This window comes from Methylocaldum szegediense, assembly GCF_949769195.1.
Taxonomy (GTDB): Bacteria; Pseudomonadota; Gammaproteobacteria; order Methylococcales; family Methylococcaceae; genus Methylocaldum; species Methylocaldum szegediense.
In genome coordinates, this window is sequence record NZ_OX458333.1 from 618,719 (window position 1) to 632,889 (window position 14,171).

11 protein-coding genes are annotated in these 14,171 nt (G+C 54.1%); 6 read left to right on the forward strand and 5 right to left on the reverse strand.

The genetic code is table 11. The annotated features are described in order from the left end of the window. Positions 1 to 2 precede the first annotated feature (2 nt). Entirely contained in the window at positions 3 to 830 is an 828-nt protein-coding gene (locus QEN43_RS02725; RefSeq protein ID WP_317963679.1) for a symmetrical bis(5'-nucleosyl)-tetraphosphatase, read from the forward strand. 33 nt (positions 831 to 863) lie between these two features. After that, a complete protein-coding gene (locus QEN43_RS02730; protein ID WP_317963680.1) occupies positions 864 to 1,979 on the forward strand; it encodes an AI-2E family transporter in 1,116 nt (371 codons plus the stop codon). A 239-nt stretch (positions 1,980 to 2,218) separates the two neighbouring features. Here the strand turns inward: QEN43_RS02730 and QEN43_RS02735 are convergent, their stop codons facing one another. From QEN43_RS02735 to htpX, 3 genes are all read right to left on the reverse strand, one after another. Continuing rightward, complete coding sequence (locus tag QEN43_RS02735) at positions 2,219 to 3,055, reverse strand: HDOD domain-containing protein (RefSeq protein ID WP_026610276.1); 837 nt, start codon at positions 3,053 to 3,055, stop codon at positions 2,219 to 2,221. 25 nt (positions 3,056 to 3,080) lie between these two features. Then, entirely contained in the window at positions 3,081 to 4,064 is a 984-nt protein-coding gene (gene ygfZ, locus QEN43_RS02740) for a CAF17-like 4Fe-4S cluster assembly/insertion protein YgfZ (RefSeq protein ID WP_051331621.1), read from the reverse strand. 78 nt (positions 4,065 to 4,142) lie between these two features. Then, positions 4,143 to 5,033, reverse strand: a complete 891-nt coding sequence (gene htpX / locus QEN43_RS02745) for a protease HtpX (RefSeq protein ID WP_026610277.1) — start codon at positions 5,031 to 5,033, stop codon at positions 4,143 to 4,145. A 136-nt stretch (positions 5,034 to 5,169) separates the two neighbouring features. Between htpX and QEN43_RS02750 the strand changes: the two genes are divergently transcribed. The 4 genes from QEN43_RS02750 (at position 5,170) to QEN43_RS02765 (ending at position 10,127) form a co-directional block, all read left to right on the forward strand. Further along, a complete protein-coding gene (locus QEN43_RS02750; protein ID WP_026610278.1) occupies positions 5,170 to 6,288 on the forward strand; it encodes a PQQ-dependent sugar dehydrogenase in 1,119 nt (372 codons plus the stop codon). Positions 6,289 to 6,615: 327 nt separating this feature from the next. Continuing rightward, complete coding sequence (locus QEN43_RS02755; RefSeq protein ID WP_026610279.1) at positions 6,616 to 7,356, forward strand: class I SAM-dependent methyltransferase; 741 nt, start codon at positions 6,616 to 6,618, stop codon at positions 7,354 to 7,356. After that, positions 7,347 to 8,726 (forward strand): DNA repair protein RadA, encoded by a 1,380-nt coding sequence (gene radA, locus QEN43_RS02760; protein ID WP_317963681.1) that lies wholly within the window; start codon positions 7,347 to 7,349, stop codon positions 8,724 to 8,726. The genes QEN43_RS02755 and radA overlap by 10 nt, the downstream gene beginning before the upstream one ends. Positions 8,727 to 9,161: 435 nt before the next feature. Beyond that, positions 9,162 to 10,127, forward strand: a complete 966-nt coding sequence (locus tag QEN43_RS02765; RefSeq protein WP_317963682.1) for an IS481 family transposase — start codon at positions 9,162 to 9,164, stop codon at positions 10,125 to 10,127. A gap of 41 nt (positions 10,128 to 10,168) precedes the next feature. On the opposite strand, the gene QEN43_RS02770 is transcribed toward QEN43_RS02765, so the two are convergent. Then, the gene (locus QEN43_RS02770; protein ID WP_317963683.1) at positions 10,169 to 13,324 is read right to left on the reverse strand and encodes a hypothetical protein; all 3,156 of its coding nucleotides are present in this window, start codon (positions 13,322 to 13,324) and stop codon (positions 10,169 to 10,171) included. Next, a complete protein-coding gene (locus QEN43_RS02775) occupies positions 13,324 to 14,169 on the reverse strand; it encodes a glycosyltransferase family 2 protein (RefSeq protein WP_202901104.1) in 846 nt (281 codons plus the stop codon). The genes QEN43_RS02770 and QEN43_RS02775 overlap by 1 nt, the downstream gene beginning before the upstream one ends. Between the last annotated feature and the right edge of the window lie 2 nt (positions 14,170 to 14,171).

Here is a 14,171-nt window from a genome sequence, read left to right on the forward strand (position 1 = left end):
CGATGGCGATCTACGCGATCGGCGACGTACAAGGCTGCTTCGCCGAGCTTCGGCATCTCCTCAATCGGATTCGCTTCGATCCGACCCAAGACCGGCTTTGGTTCACGGGGGATTTGGTTAACCGCGGTCCGCAATCTCTGGAAACCTTGAGGTTTATCCGGTCCTTGGGCGACGCGGCCGTCACCGTGCTGGGCAATCACGACTTGCATCTTCTTGCCGTGGCGTACGGTGTGTCGAGGACAAAGCGCAAAGATACCTTCGCCGATGTCCTTACCGCTCCCGATCGGGACAGCCTCGTCGACTGGTTGCGTCATCGTCCGTTGTTGTATCGGGAGGGGACATTTTACCTGATCCATGCCGGTTTACCGCCTCAGTGGAGTACGGAAGATGCCGAGCGCCATGCCAAGGAGGTGGAGAGCTGTTTGCAGGGCGACGATTTCATCGAGCTGTTCCGGCATATGTATGGCGATCAGCCTGATCTGTGGACCGAGAGTTTGAAAGGCTGGGACCGGCTGCGTTTCATCACCAATAGTTTCACCCGCTTACGGTACTGCGATCGGTACGGGCGAACCGATTTTGAGGAGAAGGGCGCGCCTGGGACGCAACCGCCACATCTCATGCCGTGGTTCAAGGTGCCGGGGAGGAAGAGCGCCGGGGCGGAGATCGTTTTCGGCCACTGGTCCACGCTAGGGTTTTATGTGGGCGACGGCGTTTACGGGATCGATACCGGCTGCCTGTGGGGGGGCGAATTGACAGCGCTTCGACTCGACGGGGAAAAGCGGCGCTTCTGCGTCTCTTGCCGAGAAGGCGGCTATATGAGTCCTTTTTGAATTCGGCGCGACCGGGCGGTTTGTTCTTGTTTTATGGCTGTAGCCAAACGTTCGGACTTAACGGATAAGGACATCGTTTCGATCGCGTCAGGGAGACTAACCATCGACAGAGTTCTGCGCTTCATCACGCTCGGCCTTTTTTTGACCGTACTCGTGTTCTTGATCTTTCGGGTCATGAGCGCATTCCTCGAGCCTATCGGCTGGGCGGTGATTCTGGTTTACGCCACCTGGCCTGTCCACGTTCGGCTGAGCGGCTGGCTGGAAGGACGCAACGCCCTGAGCGCGCTCATCATGACACTGCTCTTCGGGACCTTGCTGGTCATCCCGTTCATCGCATTGACCGTAGTTCTTCAAGCCGAGATCGTCGAGTTTTTTCTGCGTCTTCCTGCTTGGCTGGAACAGAAGCCGGAGTTACCGGGATGGTTAAGCAATGTTCCTGTTCTCGGTGCTGAGCTTCAGTTCATATTTGATCAGTTCGAGGACTTGCAGGGATTGATGCGCCGATATCTGCTGCCCTGGCTGAGTCGAGTTTCGGGGCGGGTCGTCGGTATGTTGGAAGGCGTAGGGTACTTGGGGGCGAAGCTCTTCTTCACCGTCTTCTTGATGTTTTTCGTCTACCGCGATGGACACCGGCTGATTTACGAGGTGCGCCAGGGCTTGCGGCTCGCTCTGGGCGAACGGGCCGACGAGTACCTTTCCACGACTGAAGTTACGGTGAAGGCGGTGGTTTACGGCATCGTGCTGACCGCCATCGCCCAAGGTGTCATGGCCGGGATCGGGTATTGGATCGTCGGCATCAGGGCGCCCGTGATGCTCGCCGCATTCACCACGTTTTTCGCGTTGATCCCGTTCGGCACGGTGGCGGTTTGGGTTTCCGCAAGCGTGTGGCTGCTCCTAAACGGAGATTATTGGGCTGGAGTCGTATTGTTTCTCTGGGGAGCCTTGGTCGTAAGTTGGATCGACAACTTGATCCGCCCCCTCGTGATCAGCCGCACCACGCAGATTCCGTTCGTGATCGTGATGTTCGGGGTGTTGGGCGGTTTGGCCAGCTTCGGCTTCATAGGTTTGTTCGTTGGGCCCGTGATTCTGGCCGTCGGCATGGCCGTATGGCACGAATGGCTGGAGTCGGCACCGCCTTATCGTCCTTGAACGAAGCCTTCGAGCTACGGATCAGCCTCAATTCGGCAATCGGGAACAACGTGAAGGAAGCTCTGAGCACGTGGATTCCGTTAGTGCCCTTCGACGAGCTCAGGAGAGCGTTCGACAAGCTCACAACGAACGGAATCAATACCTTACCGTTCGTCGTGAGCCCTTCTCCCAGACGGATAAAGGAGTTTACGCACTCTCCTTCGGGTTTGTCGGCAAAGGAGTGCCGACTTACTTTGTGCCTACGCAAACAGTTGCTGCGCCTCCTCGACCTCGGCGGCGACGCCTTCGATTTCCAAGATCTCGATTTCCGGCGTGAGTCCGAGCTTGGTGAATGCGGGGACGCGAGATAGATCGACCGAGGGTGCCGCTTTCGTGCCCATGACGCTTCCCAAGTAGGCGACCTGAACAAGGTCCACATAATCCGGCGTGGAACCATCTCTCTGGAAGTCTCTGTATTCCCAGGCAGCACGACTCATGCTGTCGGGGAGAGCCCAAGTTTCCATGATGATTTTGCCGATCTGCGTATGCAGATTTTCCAAATGGTTTTCCAGGATTGCGTCGTCCTCCAGCAGTTCGGGAAACTTTTCCGCCAGCGTCAGAATGGGCAGCTTGCCGATTTGGTGAATGAGACCGGCAAGCATGGCCTGGTCCGGATCCAGGGGGCGGGTGCGCACTGCCAATGCTCGGCATACGGCGGCAACGGAGAGGCTATGTTGCCAGATCTCGTGGAAGCGGCTTTCCAACAGCAGGGAAGACGGTTTGAAGACCTGCTTCATCGCCAAGTTCATCACCACGTTCCGAACAGTTCTATGACCGAGGCGGGTGATGGCGGCCCGAAGGGTTTCGATTTTTTGGCGGGTCCTGTAGAGCGGGCTGTTGGCGATTTGCAGGAGCCGTGCGGATAGTGCTGGATCGGAAGAAATTGTTTCCGCGATTTCGGTATCCGAAGCGTTGTCCTTATTGATTGTCTGGCGGACTCTGAGGGCGACCTCCGGAATGGTGGGTAGCTGTAGTTTGTCGTTCTCGATCGCCGCTTTGATGTAATCGAGGAAAACTTGTTCGTTTCTTAGATCCATTGTGCAGAACCCTATACGCGTAACCTCATGGGACCTCGAAAGTATAGGGTAATGCCAGAAACTCGACGGCGGGGCCGTCGGGCCGAAAGAGCCGGATATCGGAATCTTGGGTGCGCTCGAGAGGCAGGACTGCCAGCAACTGGAAGCCCCGCTCCTCTTCCGGTGCTGCGGCAACGACTTGCCCAAGCCGCTGGCCTTCGGCTTCGCCTGCACGATAGAGCGGATCGCCGGGCACTGGCCGGCGTTCGTCGAGCGTGCGTAGGCGGAACATTCGGCGCTTCAGGTTTCCGAGGAAATGCGTTCGCGCGATGATCTCCTGGCCGGTGTAACAGCCCTTGCGATAGCTGACGCCGCCAAGGACATCGAGATTGAGCATTTGCGGAAGGAATTCTTCGCTGGTGGCCTGTGTTACGCTCGGGAGACCTTCTTCGATATTTCGGAGGTGCCAGGCATCAGATTTGACGAGGCTGTAGCCCGGCGTAGCTGCTAGCGCTTGCCAGATTCGTTTGGCCGATCCCATCTCCGCGGCGATCAGAACGCGCCGGCGACTCGGGCCGATGTCGACCATTATTGCCTCATCGTCTTGGATAAGGGCGGACAGGTCGGGAAGATCGGTATCAGGACGGAATAGGCCGATGAATCCTTGTCGCCCGGTCAGATCTTCTATGGAAACCTTGGAGCGTAGCACATAAAACTTAAGGCGCTTGTGTGCCGTTTCGACCAAATCAGCCGGAAGGAAAAGATAGTAGTCGCCGCCTCTTCGCGAGATGCAAAAGCTCGCGATGACTCGGCCCTTGGGATTGCAGAACGCTCCGAGACCGGGTTTGTCAGGTTCTAGGCCGGCAATGTCGCAGGTCGATTGGCCTTGCAGGAAAGTTATCGCGTCGCTGCCGGAAACCCGCAGCACACCGATGTCGGTCAAGCCGCAGAAAGCCGAAAGGTTGGACTGTGCTGACATGGCGGAATCCGCCGGGTTTTCGTTCAGAAAGGCCGACCACTCGTCGTTCATAGCTGTAATCCCATCATCTATCGAAAAAAAAGCCCGCCTGGATGAAGTCCTTGGGCGGGCGAATTAGGGGCCTTTTCGTTAACGGAGATTCTGTAGAGCGGCGATGCGTTCTTCCAGCGGCGGATGGCTCATGAAAAGCTTCTTGAAACCGTAGCCCAAACCGCCGTCGATTCCGAATGCCGCGAACTCGCCCGGCAAATCTCGATGGTCGTGGGTCCGCTGCAAGGCCCTCAGCGCCCCGATCATCTTCTGCCGACCGGCGAGACTCGCACCGCCGGCATCGGCGCGGAACTCGCGCCAGCGGGAAAACCACATGACGACCATGGTCGCGAGAATGGAGAGGAATACTTGCGCCACGATTTGTGTCAAATAGTAAGCCGGTCCGTAGCCGCCGCGGTCGTCTTCCGAGCGGAACACCACCCGGTCGATGAGATGCCCGGCAATGGAGGCGAAGAAGTAGACGAACGTGTTGACGACGCCCTGAATGAGCCCCAGGGTAACCATGTCGCCGTTGGCCACGTGGCTGATTTCGTGACCCAAGACGGCCTCGACCTCGTCGGTGTTCATGCGACGCAAGAGACCGGAGCTGACGGCGACCAGGGCATCGTTCTTGTTCATGCCGGTCGCGAACGCATTGGGGTCCGGAGAATCGAAAATGCCCACTTCGGGCATGCCGATGCCGGCTTGTTGTGCTTGGCGGCGGACGGTGTCGACCAGCCAACGCTCGGTCTGGTTGGCCGGCTGCTCGATGACGTGTACGCGCATGGACTGTTTCGCCATCCACTTGGACATCATCAGCGAAATGAACGAGCCGCTCATGCCGATGATGGCCGACATCACCAGCAGACCGTCGAGATTCAGATGAACGCCGCGCTGGCTGAGAAAATCGCCGAGTCCCAGTACGTGGAAGACGATACTGATCAGCAGCAGCACCGCGGCGTTAGTGAGCAGAAAGAGAAATACGCGCATGGTTATCGATCACCTGCTATCAAGACATGGGTGTTACCATAGATGGAGGCAAAACGTTAAGAAATCAAGTCGTTTGCCGTAGACGCACTTTTCACCGTAACTTTCTCTTAGTTCGTTCGGCTCAACGAGGACAGGTATGGGCTCAACTAAACATGCTTGGCTGACGTTCGCGGTATTCGCGCTTGGCGCCAGTGTTTGCTGCAACGTCCGCGCTGAAGTCAGACTGGGGGAGATCAAGCTCCCACCGGGCTTTCGTATTGGGCTCTACACCGATAAGACGCCGGACGCCAGATCGCTGGCTTTGGGCGATGATGGGACCGTGTACGTGGGTAGTATGGATGAAGGTCGTGTTTACGCGTTGCGGGATGGGAATGGAGACGGCAAGGCCGATCAGGTCCACGTGTTAGCCACGAACTTGAACATGCCGAACGGGGTCGCGTTCGCCGATGGCGATCTGTATATCGTCGAGATTCCACGTATCCTGAGGTTCCGGGATATCGGGCCGCGGTTGTCGAATCCGCCGGAACCGGAGGTCGTTTTCGACCGTTATCCCGAAGATGTTCACCACGGCTGGAAATATCTGCGGGTAGGGCCTGACGGGAAACTTTATGTCCCGGTTGGCGCACCATGCAATGTCTGCCTTTCCGAAAAGGACATTTATGCGACACTGACCCGACTGGACAAGGACGGATCGAATTTCGAAATTTATGCGCGCGGCGTCCGGAATACCGTCGGTTTCGATTGGCATCCGGAAACCAAGGAGCTTTGGATGAACGATAACGGACGAGACTGGCTCGGCGACGATCGTCCGCCCGACGAACTCAATCATGTGCCGAAACCGGGACTTCATTTTGGTTTTCCGTATTGCCACGGCAAGAACATCGCGGATCCATCGTTCGGTAAGGGCAAGTCTTGCGCCGAATTCGAGCCGCCGGCGTGGACTTATCCGGCCCATGTCGCGCCGCTCGGCATGCGCTTTTATACCGGTAAGCAGTTTCCGGCCGAATATCGCGGCCGACTTTTCGTCGCGCAACACGGCTCCTGGAATCGAAGCGCGCCCGTCGGTTATCGGATCGTGACGGTCGAATTCCGCGGCGGAAAACCCGTGGCCGACGAGGTTTTCGCGGAAGGCTGGCTGCGGCCGAACGGCGAAGTGCTAGGTCGCCCGGTGGACCTCTTGGAGATGCCGGATGGTGCGCTACTGGTGTCGGATGACAAGGCGGGGGCGATTTACCGTATCGTTTATCAGCCGTGAGCCGAAATAGGCAATTTATCGACTGAGCTCGAAAACGCGGCTCTAGCAACTTCGTGGATTCGTTTGGAGCGGGATTGCTCCGCCATTGTCGGGCGCTTCGGCGGTTGAAAACGGTAGCCGAGCCCAAGCGGGTTCAGGCACGGTGGAGAGAAAGACCGACGGGATGCGGTTTTCCGAGGCTCCCAAATTTCGGTCGGGGCAATCCGGGGCACGGTTTCGGCGCGGCGATCAGCCGAAGGCGCGAAGCCTCGACGTCCACCGGCCGTGATGGTGGCACGAAAGACCTGGAGGGTGTCTTACGGGCTGGAAGGTAATGAGAGAACGATCATGAACAAAGCGACTGCAGAAAAATTATTTTCGGGCCCCATTGGGGAAGAATACGAAATGCTGAAGCGGATTTGCCCGGCGGCGGCCGATATCAGCCGGCGAGTCGGCGAATTCGTGGCCAATTGGACGCCCAGGTTTCCGACCGAGTCCTTGAATCTCGTGGAGCTCGGCTGCGGTACCGGGGTGACGACCTTGAATCTCATCAACGCCCGCCCCGACACGGTGATCACATCGGTCGATAACGAACCGACCATGCTCAATCAGGCACGGCGGAATCTGGCCGACGCCGTCGCGCAGGGCCGCTTGCGGCTGTTTGAGAACGACGCCTTGTCTTACCTTCGGGAGCTGCCGTCGGCTAGCGTGGACATCCTCGCCTCGGCTTATACGCTGCACAATTTCCTGAACGATTATCGCGCTCGCGTCCTCGAAGAAATTTTTCGCGTTCTAAAGCCGGGCGGGATATTCGTCAACGGCGACCGCTACGCACTCGACGACTCGCTGGCTCACCTGCGGGCGACTCAGGAGGAGGTGAAGCAGTATTTCCGTGTGTTTACCGAACTGAACCGCGTGGATCTACTGGAGCAGTGGATTGTTCACCTGTTTAGTGACGAGTCTCCCGATCACGTGATGCCCCTCGAACCGAACTTGAGCGCCATGCGGGAAATCGGTTTCGATGCGGTGACGGTGCATTTCCGCGAGGATGTGAACGCGTTGGTTAGCGGGTCGAAGCCGTGGCCGTAAACCGCACCAAGGACCGGAAGATCGTTTTCCGCTGCACGGAATGCGGTCACGCCCAAACCAAATGGTCGGGGCAGTGTCCGGCCTGCATGGCGTGGAACTCGATGGTGGAAGGGGTGGAGGATAGGGTCGCACCGTCCACTTCGAGGTTTTCGGGCTACGCGGGAGCCGCGGAAAGCGCCGTTCCGGTCTCGCTGGCGGAGGTCGAAGCCGAAGAGATACAGAGGACACCGACCGGCATCGAAGAGTTCGACCGAGTCTTGGGCGGTGGCCTGGTTACCGGCTCCGCCATTCTGATCGGGGGTGATCCTGGAATCGGCAAATCGACGCTCTTGCTCCAGACGCTTACCAAGCTCAGCGAGCGTCAGCGGGTTCTTTACGTCACCGGAGAAGAATCGATTCGGCAGGTAAGCCTCCGCGCTAAGCGCTTGCAACTTTCCTGTACAGGCGTCCAAATCGTCGCCGAGACCTCGCTCGAGCGGATTCTGGCAGTTGCGTCGAACCTTCGGCCGGACGTTTTAGTCATCGATTCCATCCAAACCACTTTCAGCGAAGTCCTGCAATCGGCGCCCGGTTCCGTGGCGCAGGTGAGGGAATGCGCGGCGCAACTGGTCCGCTACGCGAAGCAAACGCCGACGACCGTGTTTCTGGTGGGGCATGTCACCAAGGAAGGTGCTCTGGCCGGGCCCCGGGTGTTGGAGCACATGGTGGATACCGTGCTGTATTTCGAAGGCGACTCGAGCAGCCGATTCCGGGTTATTCGCGCCTTCAAGAACCGCTTCGGCGCGGTCAACGAGCTCGGCGTGTTCGCCATGACGGAAACCGGGCTCCGTGAGGTCCGTAATCCTTCGGCGTTATTTCTGTCGCGCGGCGAGGAAGACGCGCCCGGCAGTGTTGTGATGGTGATGCGCGAAGGCAGCCGCCCGCTTCTGGCAGAAGTCCAAGCGCTCGTCGATGAATCCCATTCGCCGACACCGCGCCGAGTGACCGTGGGTATGGAGCAGAATCGCCTGGCCATGCTGCTGGCGATACTCCATAGGCACGGCGGAATTCCGCTGTTCAACCAGGACGTTTTCGTCAACATGGTGGGCGGCTTGCGTCTTACCGAGACCGCAGGCGATCTCGCAGTGGCATTGGCAGTCGTATCCAGCTACCGGGATCGTCCGATTCCGAAGGACTGGGTGGTATTCGGCGAACTCGGCTTGAACGGCGAGGTCAGGCCGGTCCAAAACGGGGAGGAACGGCTCAAGGAAGCTGCAAAACACGGGTTCACCCATGCCTTGGCGCCCGTCAAGAATATCGCGAAAGGGGGCATCAAGAATTTGGAGATCGTGCCGGTAAGAAGCCTACGCGATGCCCTGGCTGCATTGTGATCGAGAGCGATGCGGCGCAGTTGCCCCCTTGTCCGCCCGAGTTCGACGTGTTTCTTCATCTGATTGATTTTTAGGTAGTGATTAACTCTGGCGTAAGGTATTGTTCCATCGCTCGACGTGAACCGTTCGGTCCGCCGATTTCCGGAAAGGACGAGGTTGATTCATGGGGATGACCGCTGCGTGCAGTTTCTAGCTATTGGTGTAAGCCTTGGCCTAATAGATAACTCGCCGGAACTCGGTCTACAGTTGGCGGGTGGTGGCTTCCATTTAGCGGGAGGCGGGGCGAAGGCAATCCACAGCAAAACCGGTGTGGGTTTCCGGTTAACGTAGCTGTCGCGTCTCGTGTGATTATTTACCGAGAAGGAGTTATGCTCTGTTCGAAGCCCGGAGCCTTCTCCAGGAGATATTCGGTTCGTCCAAGTGAGGTTTCTCTCCATGCAGATTCGTCTTCATAAGAACGCCCGTACCACCCCGGCCGTTCGGCAGGCCATTCAAGCGTCCACGTTGAGCGAGCGCGCCTTGGCCCAAAAGCATGGCATTAGCCGAACGACCGTCCGCAAGTGGAAACACCGCTCCTCGGTCGAAGATGCCTCACACCGGCCCCACACCCTCAGAACCACGCTCACGCCCGCCCAGGAAGCCATCGTGGTCTACCTCCGCCAAGCTCTGCTCCTCCCCTTGGGTGATCTCCTGGCCGTGACCCGGGAATTTCTCAATCCCGCCGTGTCCCGTTCCGGGCTAGACCGCTGCCTGCGCCGCCACGGGGTGGCGTCCCTCAAGACCCTGCTTCCGCCTACAGAGAAGGCGAAGGTCAAACCCTTCAAGGCCTATGAGCCCGGCTTCCTTCACCTGGATGTTAAGTACTTGCCCGCCATCGACGGCGAACCCCGCCGATACCTGTTCGTCGCCATCGACCGCGCCACCCGCTGGGTCTATGTCGCCCTCAAGCCCAACCGCACCGCCTTAAGCGCAAAGGACTTCCTCAAAGCGGTGATTCAGGCCGCGCCTTTCCGCATCCAGAAATGCCTGACCGACAACGGCTCGGAGTTTACCGACCGTTTCCTGACCCGAACTCGGCAGTCCTCGGGGACGCATGAGTTTGACCGCCTCTGTACTGAACAAGGCATCGAACATCGCCTGATTCCGCCGGGCCGGCCCCAAACGAATGGCCTGGTGGAACGCTTCAATGGCCGCATCGAGGAGGTGTTGCAAACCCATCACTTCGATTCAACCGCCGATCTGGACACCACCCTGCACCGCTATGTCGAGCTGTACAATCATCACATTCCCCAAAAGGCCTTAGGCCATCTCACCCCGATCCAGGCTCTCAAAAACTGGCAACTGTCCCATCCTCATCTTTTTCGAAAGAAGGTTTACGATCTTGCGGGACTTGACACGTAGCTCCAGACTTCATCCCATTCAAGCACGGGTCCAGGGTGCGCCTACAACTGGCGCTGATAAAGAGTTATGTTCTTGACGCTAATTGCGCGACAAGCTGCCGGATTGTCAAGATCAAAACGGATTCCTTTTATTCTGTGCAAAATTAACCACCAAGGGGAGGCATCAAGCGGAACTATTAAAGTTCCGTTCTCAGCCGAAAATTTAAAGCTTGATTCTTCGAATGCGCCTTTGCGTTCATCACCCCACCAAAATATCTGTATTCTTGGTTCGACCTTGCGGTCGAAGCATTTGAAATCAAATCTAAGCAATCCAGCATCACGGCCGGACAAGCCGAAATCGGAAATATCGTAGATCACTTTTGGATCGCTTCCTTTAACCTCATAAACGCCGTTTTCAGAAGAAACATCAAATACTCTCGGAGATATTCCATCTAAATTTCGAATCGAGGTCATTTTAGCTCGTAGTGACTTTTCAGACCTACCCCATGAGACCGGTATCTTCTTAAGGTCTGAAACTGAAAATGACCTCTGAAAAAGCGAAGCAGTGTACTCTCGACAAACGTTTGGCGAAACAGTTATATCGACCAAGTTCTGATCAGAAGTGTCAGGAGGGGGGATTTGATCGCCGCTAAGCCAAACAACTGGCTGCTTATCGGAAATTCGTTTAATAACTCGAGTTTCACCGTCCGGAAAGCGAATCTGGTTTCCAGTCTTAAGCATTGAAACAAGAACAGGATCGCTTAAAACTATCGCAGCCTCATGTCGACCAAAACCGTAAATCCAATCTTCGTTAGTTATATTTCGAATTTCAGCAGTTATTTTATTATCAACATGCTCTTCTTTACCTGAGTTCCTGTAACCAATAATAAACCCGCTCTCCATTCTAGGTATATAATTATTTATCACAAATTTATATAGGTACGGATTACGCAGTGCAAGCCCACCACCATCATGAGTAATGTTGTCTGCCTGTAAAAGAGCGATTTTAGGGGGCGAAACAGCTAAAGCTTCTATAGCGCGCTTTTGTTGCTCTCGAGGAGCTAAATTATAAGGAGCGGTAATTGGTAATGGTGGTAAACGATTTAAATAAAAATAGTGCGCATTGCGGGAAGTTAGGTCTAGATAGGTTTCATCTGTAGAAAGTTTCGATTTAATAAGAGCATTTAATCTACTAATATGATTCCATTGATTTTTATCTACGTATGCAAGCCCAATATTAGGTAGTCCTGCCTTGGTCGCATCCGTTAAAGTGGGGGAACGAACTGTTTGTGCTGCACTTGAAAAAAGGCTGGATAAAGAAGTAGATCTAAATCCGAGCAGGGAGCTCATGAATACAACAGATAAAACCACGAACACTCGATTGTAATCCGTTAATGTGTTCCATATTAAAAGTGGAAATAGTACTGTCCAACCTAAAATAGACACTAGCCCGGGTCTAGATAAGTGACCGGGATCAAGTCGCCCCATAGAGTACGGAATTAAAAAAAGCAAAAAAACAAGAAATATAATGGCATGATAAAAGGAGCTTCGGGAGTCATTAAAGTCTCGCCAATACTTATATATAACATAAAGGCACGAGAGCGGTATCGCAATCCAAGACATTCTGATAACTTCTAAAACAAGTCCAGATGGCCTTGATGTATTCCAACTAAGACTCCATGGTATACCATAAGTAACCTGGTTAATTGGTCCATTTTCTAGCACATATTGGATGGCGCCAGCTAGCATGGTAAGTAAGGAGGTTGTAGTGAGTAAGAACAACAGCGAGACGAAAGTTAGGCCTAGACATCTCCACGACTCTTTGTCGCCGATACGTATTTGGTCCCATATCATTTTGAGAGCAAGAAAGCCAAAAGCCGCAACCAAAAGCAGCCCCGGAGCTGGTGTGCCTAAAATGACAACAGGAGCCGTGAGCATCCAAACAGAGAGCCATTTGGCAGGTTGAGCCCTCAAAATAGAGCTTAGCCATAGACAGATAAAAGGTACAAGGAAGAACCAACTAAAACGACCGCCAAGCAGGAAAATAGCTACAAAAGCGAGGATAAGGTTTCCTGTAAAATAATAAATTGACATAAAAGAAAAAAGGCTAAGAACGGCTAAGGCGGACCGTCCCGCCTCGCCAATACTTGCAGCAGTTCCGTCATAGAATATGGACGCAAAAAAAGCTCTCAAATCATCATCAATGAACCCATGGGGAGGTATATAATTAACATAGGGGATGAAGCCGTGCGAATAACTCCAGTAGCCGATTAGATGCTCGCCAAAATGATAGTCATCAGCACTAATTTTGGGCGTTATGGTAACGCCTGTTTTTAAGCCAACAAGAAGTCCGAAAAGCGCAAAAGGCGAAAATAATCTCCTCCAATCTCTATCTCGAAGGTTTGGTCGGAAACGCTTTAACACGTCATAGGTTCCATAAATAATAAAAGCGACGATTAAAGCCTTCAAATAAATAGTTGTGTTATATTTCACAATAGCGCCTGACGGCAGTAAAATCCTTGATGGGTACAGTGTCAAGAAAAAAAACGGGAGCCCAATCTGTCCCGCAAAGAAAAGTTTTATAAAACCAGGGTGTGGGCTACTACGGTACTTTATGAGCGCGAGTGTTCCCGCGAGGAATCCAATGACAATCAAGAAAGAGCTGACCTTGAAAGGAGAAACGACTCTTAAATTACCCACTAAGCTCATAGGGACCCTGCTTAAAAGGATTGCGATCTCAATGGGTATAAGAGAAATTAAAACTATCGATAATAGAATCGCGCCGCAAAAGTCCGGGTCGAATTTACCTTTATTTTTCCGATTGAAAAAAGCAATAACGGCAATAGAAGTTAATCCGAGCGCGGAAATAAATATCGGTTTAGTGTCTAACGTCGGACCTAAAAAAAGGGATCCGACGGTAGCGTAAAATGGGAGAGACCATAAAACTAGTTGTTTCAGGAAGCCGAAGAAGACCTCGCAGCTATGGCCTTCGCGTATACTGGAAGCTATTTTTGATAGGGCAAGAGAGCCAAAAAAGGAAGCTAGGATAAAAGCGGGCCACGCTATTAAATCTTGAATTTTAGTTCCGGCATCCCATGCGATCCGGCCGACGAGAAAATCACTATAATGCGGGGTAATCTTTAGCTTAAGCGCGGCGATAAAAAGCGTTGCTCCAAGAACCAGTGCAGAGGTTGTCGCAGTGAATTTTTTAGTATTCATTATCGAGACGTGCGATTAGGTCCTGTTGCTGTTTTTGGGTTAAAACGACCAAAGGATGATAAAAGAAGTGTTTTTAGAACGGATAAAGTTCCCCCAATGCCAGTTATTTTGGTAGGAATCGGCCCGGGGGGATATCGCCTGATTGTCGGCAGCTCTTTACACACATAGCCGAGCTTAGGCGCCCGGTATGACAAGTAGGCGAGAAGTTCATAGGTGACAAAAATATCTCGAAATGGAGCAATTCCGGGGTCTAGCAGCATCCTGCGACTGTATGCTCGGAACCCTTGCGTCGTGTCTGTCCATTTAAACCCTGATGCGAGACTTAGGCAGGGCGCATGGATATACCGGATTGCAAATTGTCGAAGCTTTGGCGTGTTCACTCCCATACCGCCGGGTAAAAAGCGAGATGCTTGTACAAAATCAACTCCATCTTCTAGAGCCTGGATGAATTGCGGTATCGCTCCCGGATCATCTTTGTCGTTGCCATCGATAGTGACTATACCGTTGTAGCCGTGATCGAGGGCAAAAGCATAGGCGCATCTTAGCTGGGCGCTCAGTTTTCCCGGGCCAGTTTTGACGAGAAGCGCTTTAACGCCCATTTGCTGCAACATATCGAGTTTCAGGGAACCGTCCGTGCTGCCGCCATCGACGATAATGATGTCCGCGATTGCAGTAATTTGGTTAGCTTTCATCCGTTTGAGGAAGGTCTTTATTCGCTCACCTTCGTTAATCACGGGGATTACGACACAGTAGGAATGTTGCTTGCCGAACCACAGTGGCACCTCCATAGCAGGCACTTGCCACTCGGCGCGGTCTCTTGGAGAAATTTCTTGTGTTGTATTCACTT

Excerpts from the sequence above, each read along its gene's own strand:
- QEN43_RS02750 (WP_026610278.1), top strand. The coding sequence starts at position 5,170 with ATGGGCTCAACTAAACATGCTTGGCTGACGTTCGCGGTATTCGCGCTT.
- QEN43_RS02755 (WP_026610279.1), top strand. The coding sequence starts at position 6,616 with ATGAACAAAGCGACTGCAGAAAAATTATTTTCGGGCCCCATTGGGGAA.
- ygfZ (WP_051331621.1), bottom strand. The coding sequence starts at position 4,064 with ATGAACGACGAGTGGTCGGCCTTTCTGAACGAAAACCCGGCGGATTCC.
- htpX (WP_026610277.1), bottom strand. The coding sequence starts at position 5,033 with ATGCGCGTATTTCTCTTTCTGCTCACTAACGCCGCGGTGCTGCTGCTG.
- QEN43_RS02725 (WP_317963679.1), top strand. The coding sequence starts at position 3 with ATGGCGATCTACGCGATCGGCGACGTACAAGGCTGCTTCGCCGAGCTT.
- QEN43_RS02730 (WP_317963680.1), top strand. The coding sequence starts at position 864 with ATGGCTGTAGCCAAACGTTCGGACTTAACGGATAAGGACATCGTTTCG.
- QEN43_RS02735 (WP_026610276.1), bottom strand. The coding sequence starts at position 3,055 with ATGGATCTAAGAAACGAACAAGTTTTCCTCGATTACATCAAAGCGGCG.
- QEN43_RS02770 (WP_317963683.1), bottom strand. The coding sequence starts at position 13,324 with ATGAATACTAAAAAATTCACTGCGACAACCTCTGCACTGGTTCTTGGA.
- QEN43_RS02765 (WP_317963682.1), top strand. The coding sequence starts at position 9,162 with ATGCAGATTCGTCTTCATAAGAACGCCCGTACCACCCCGGCCGTTCGG.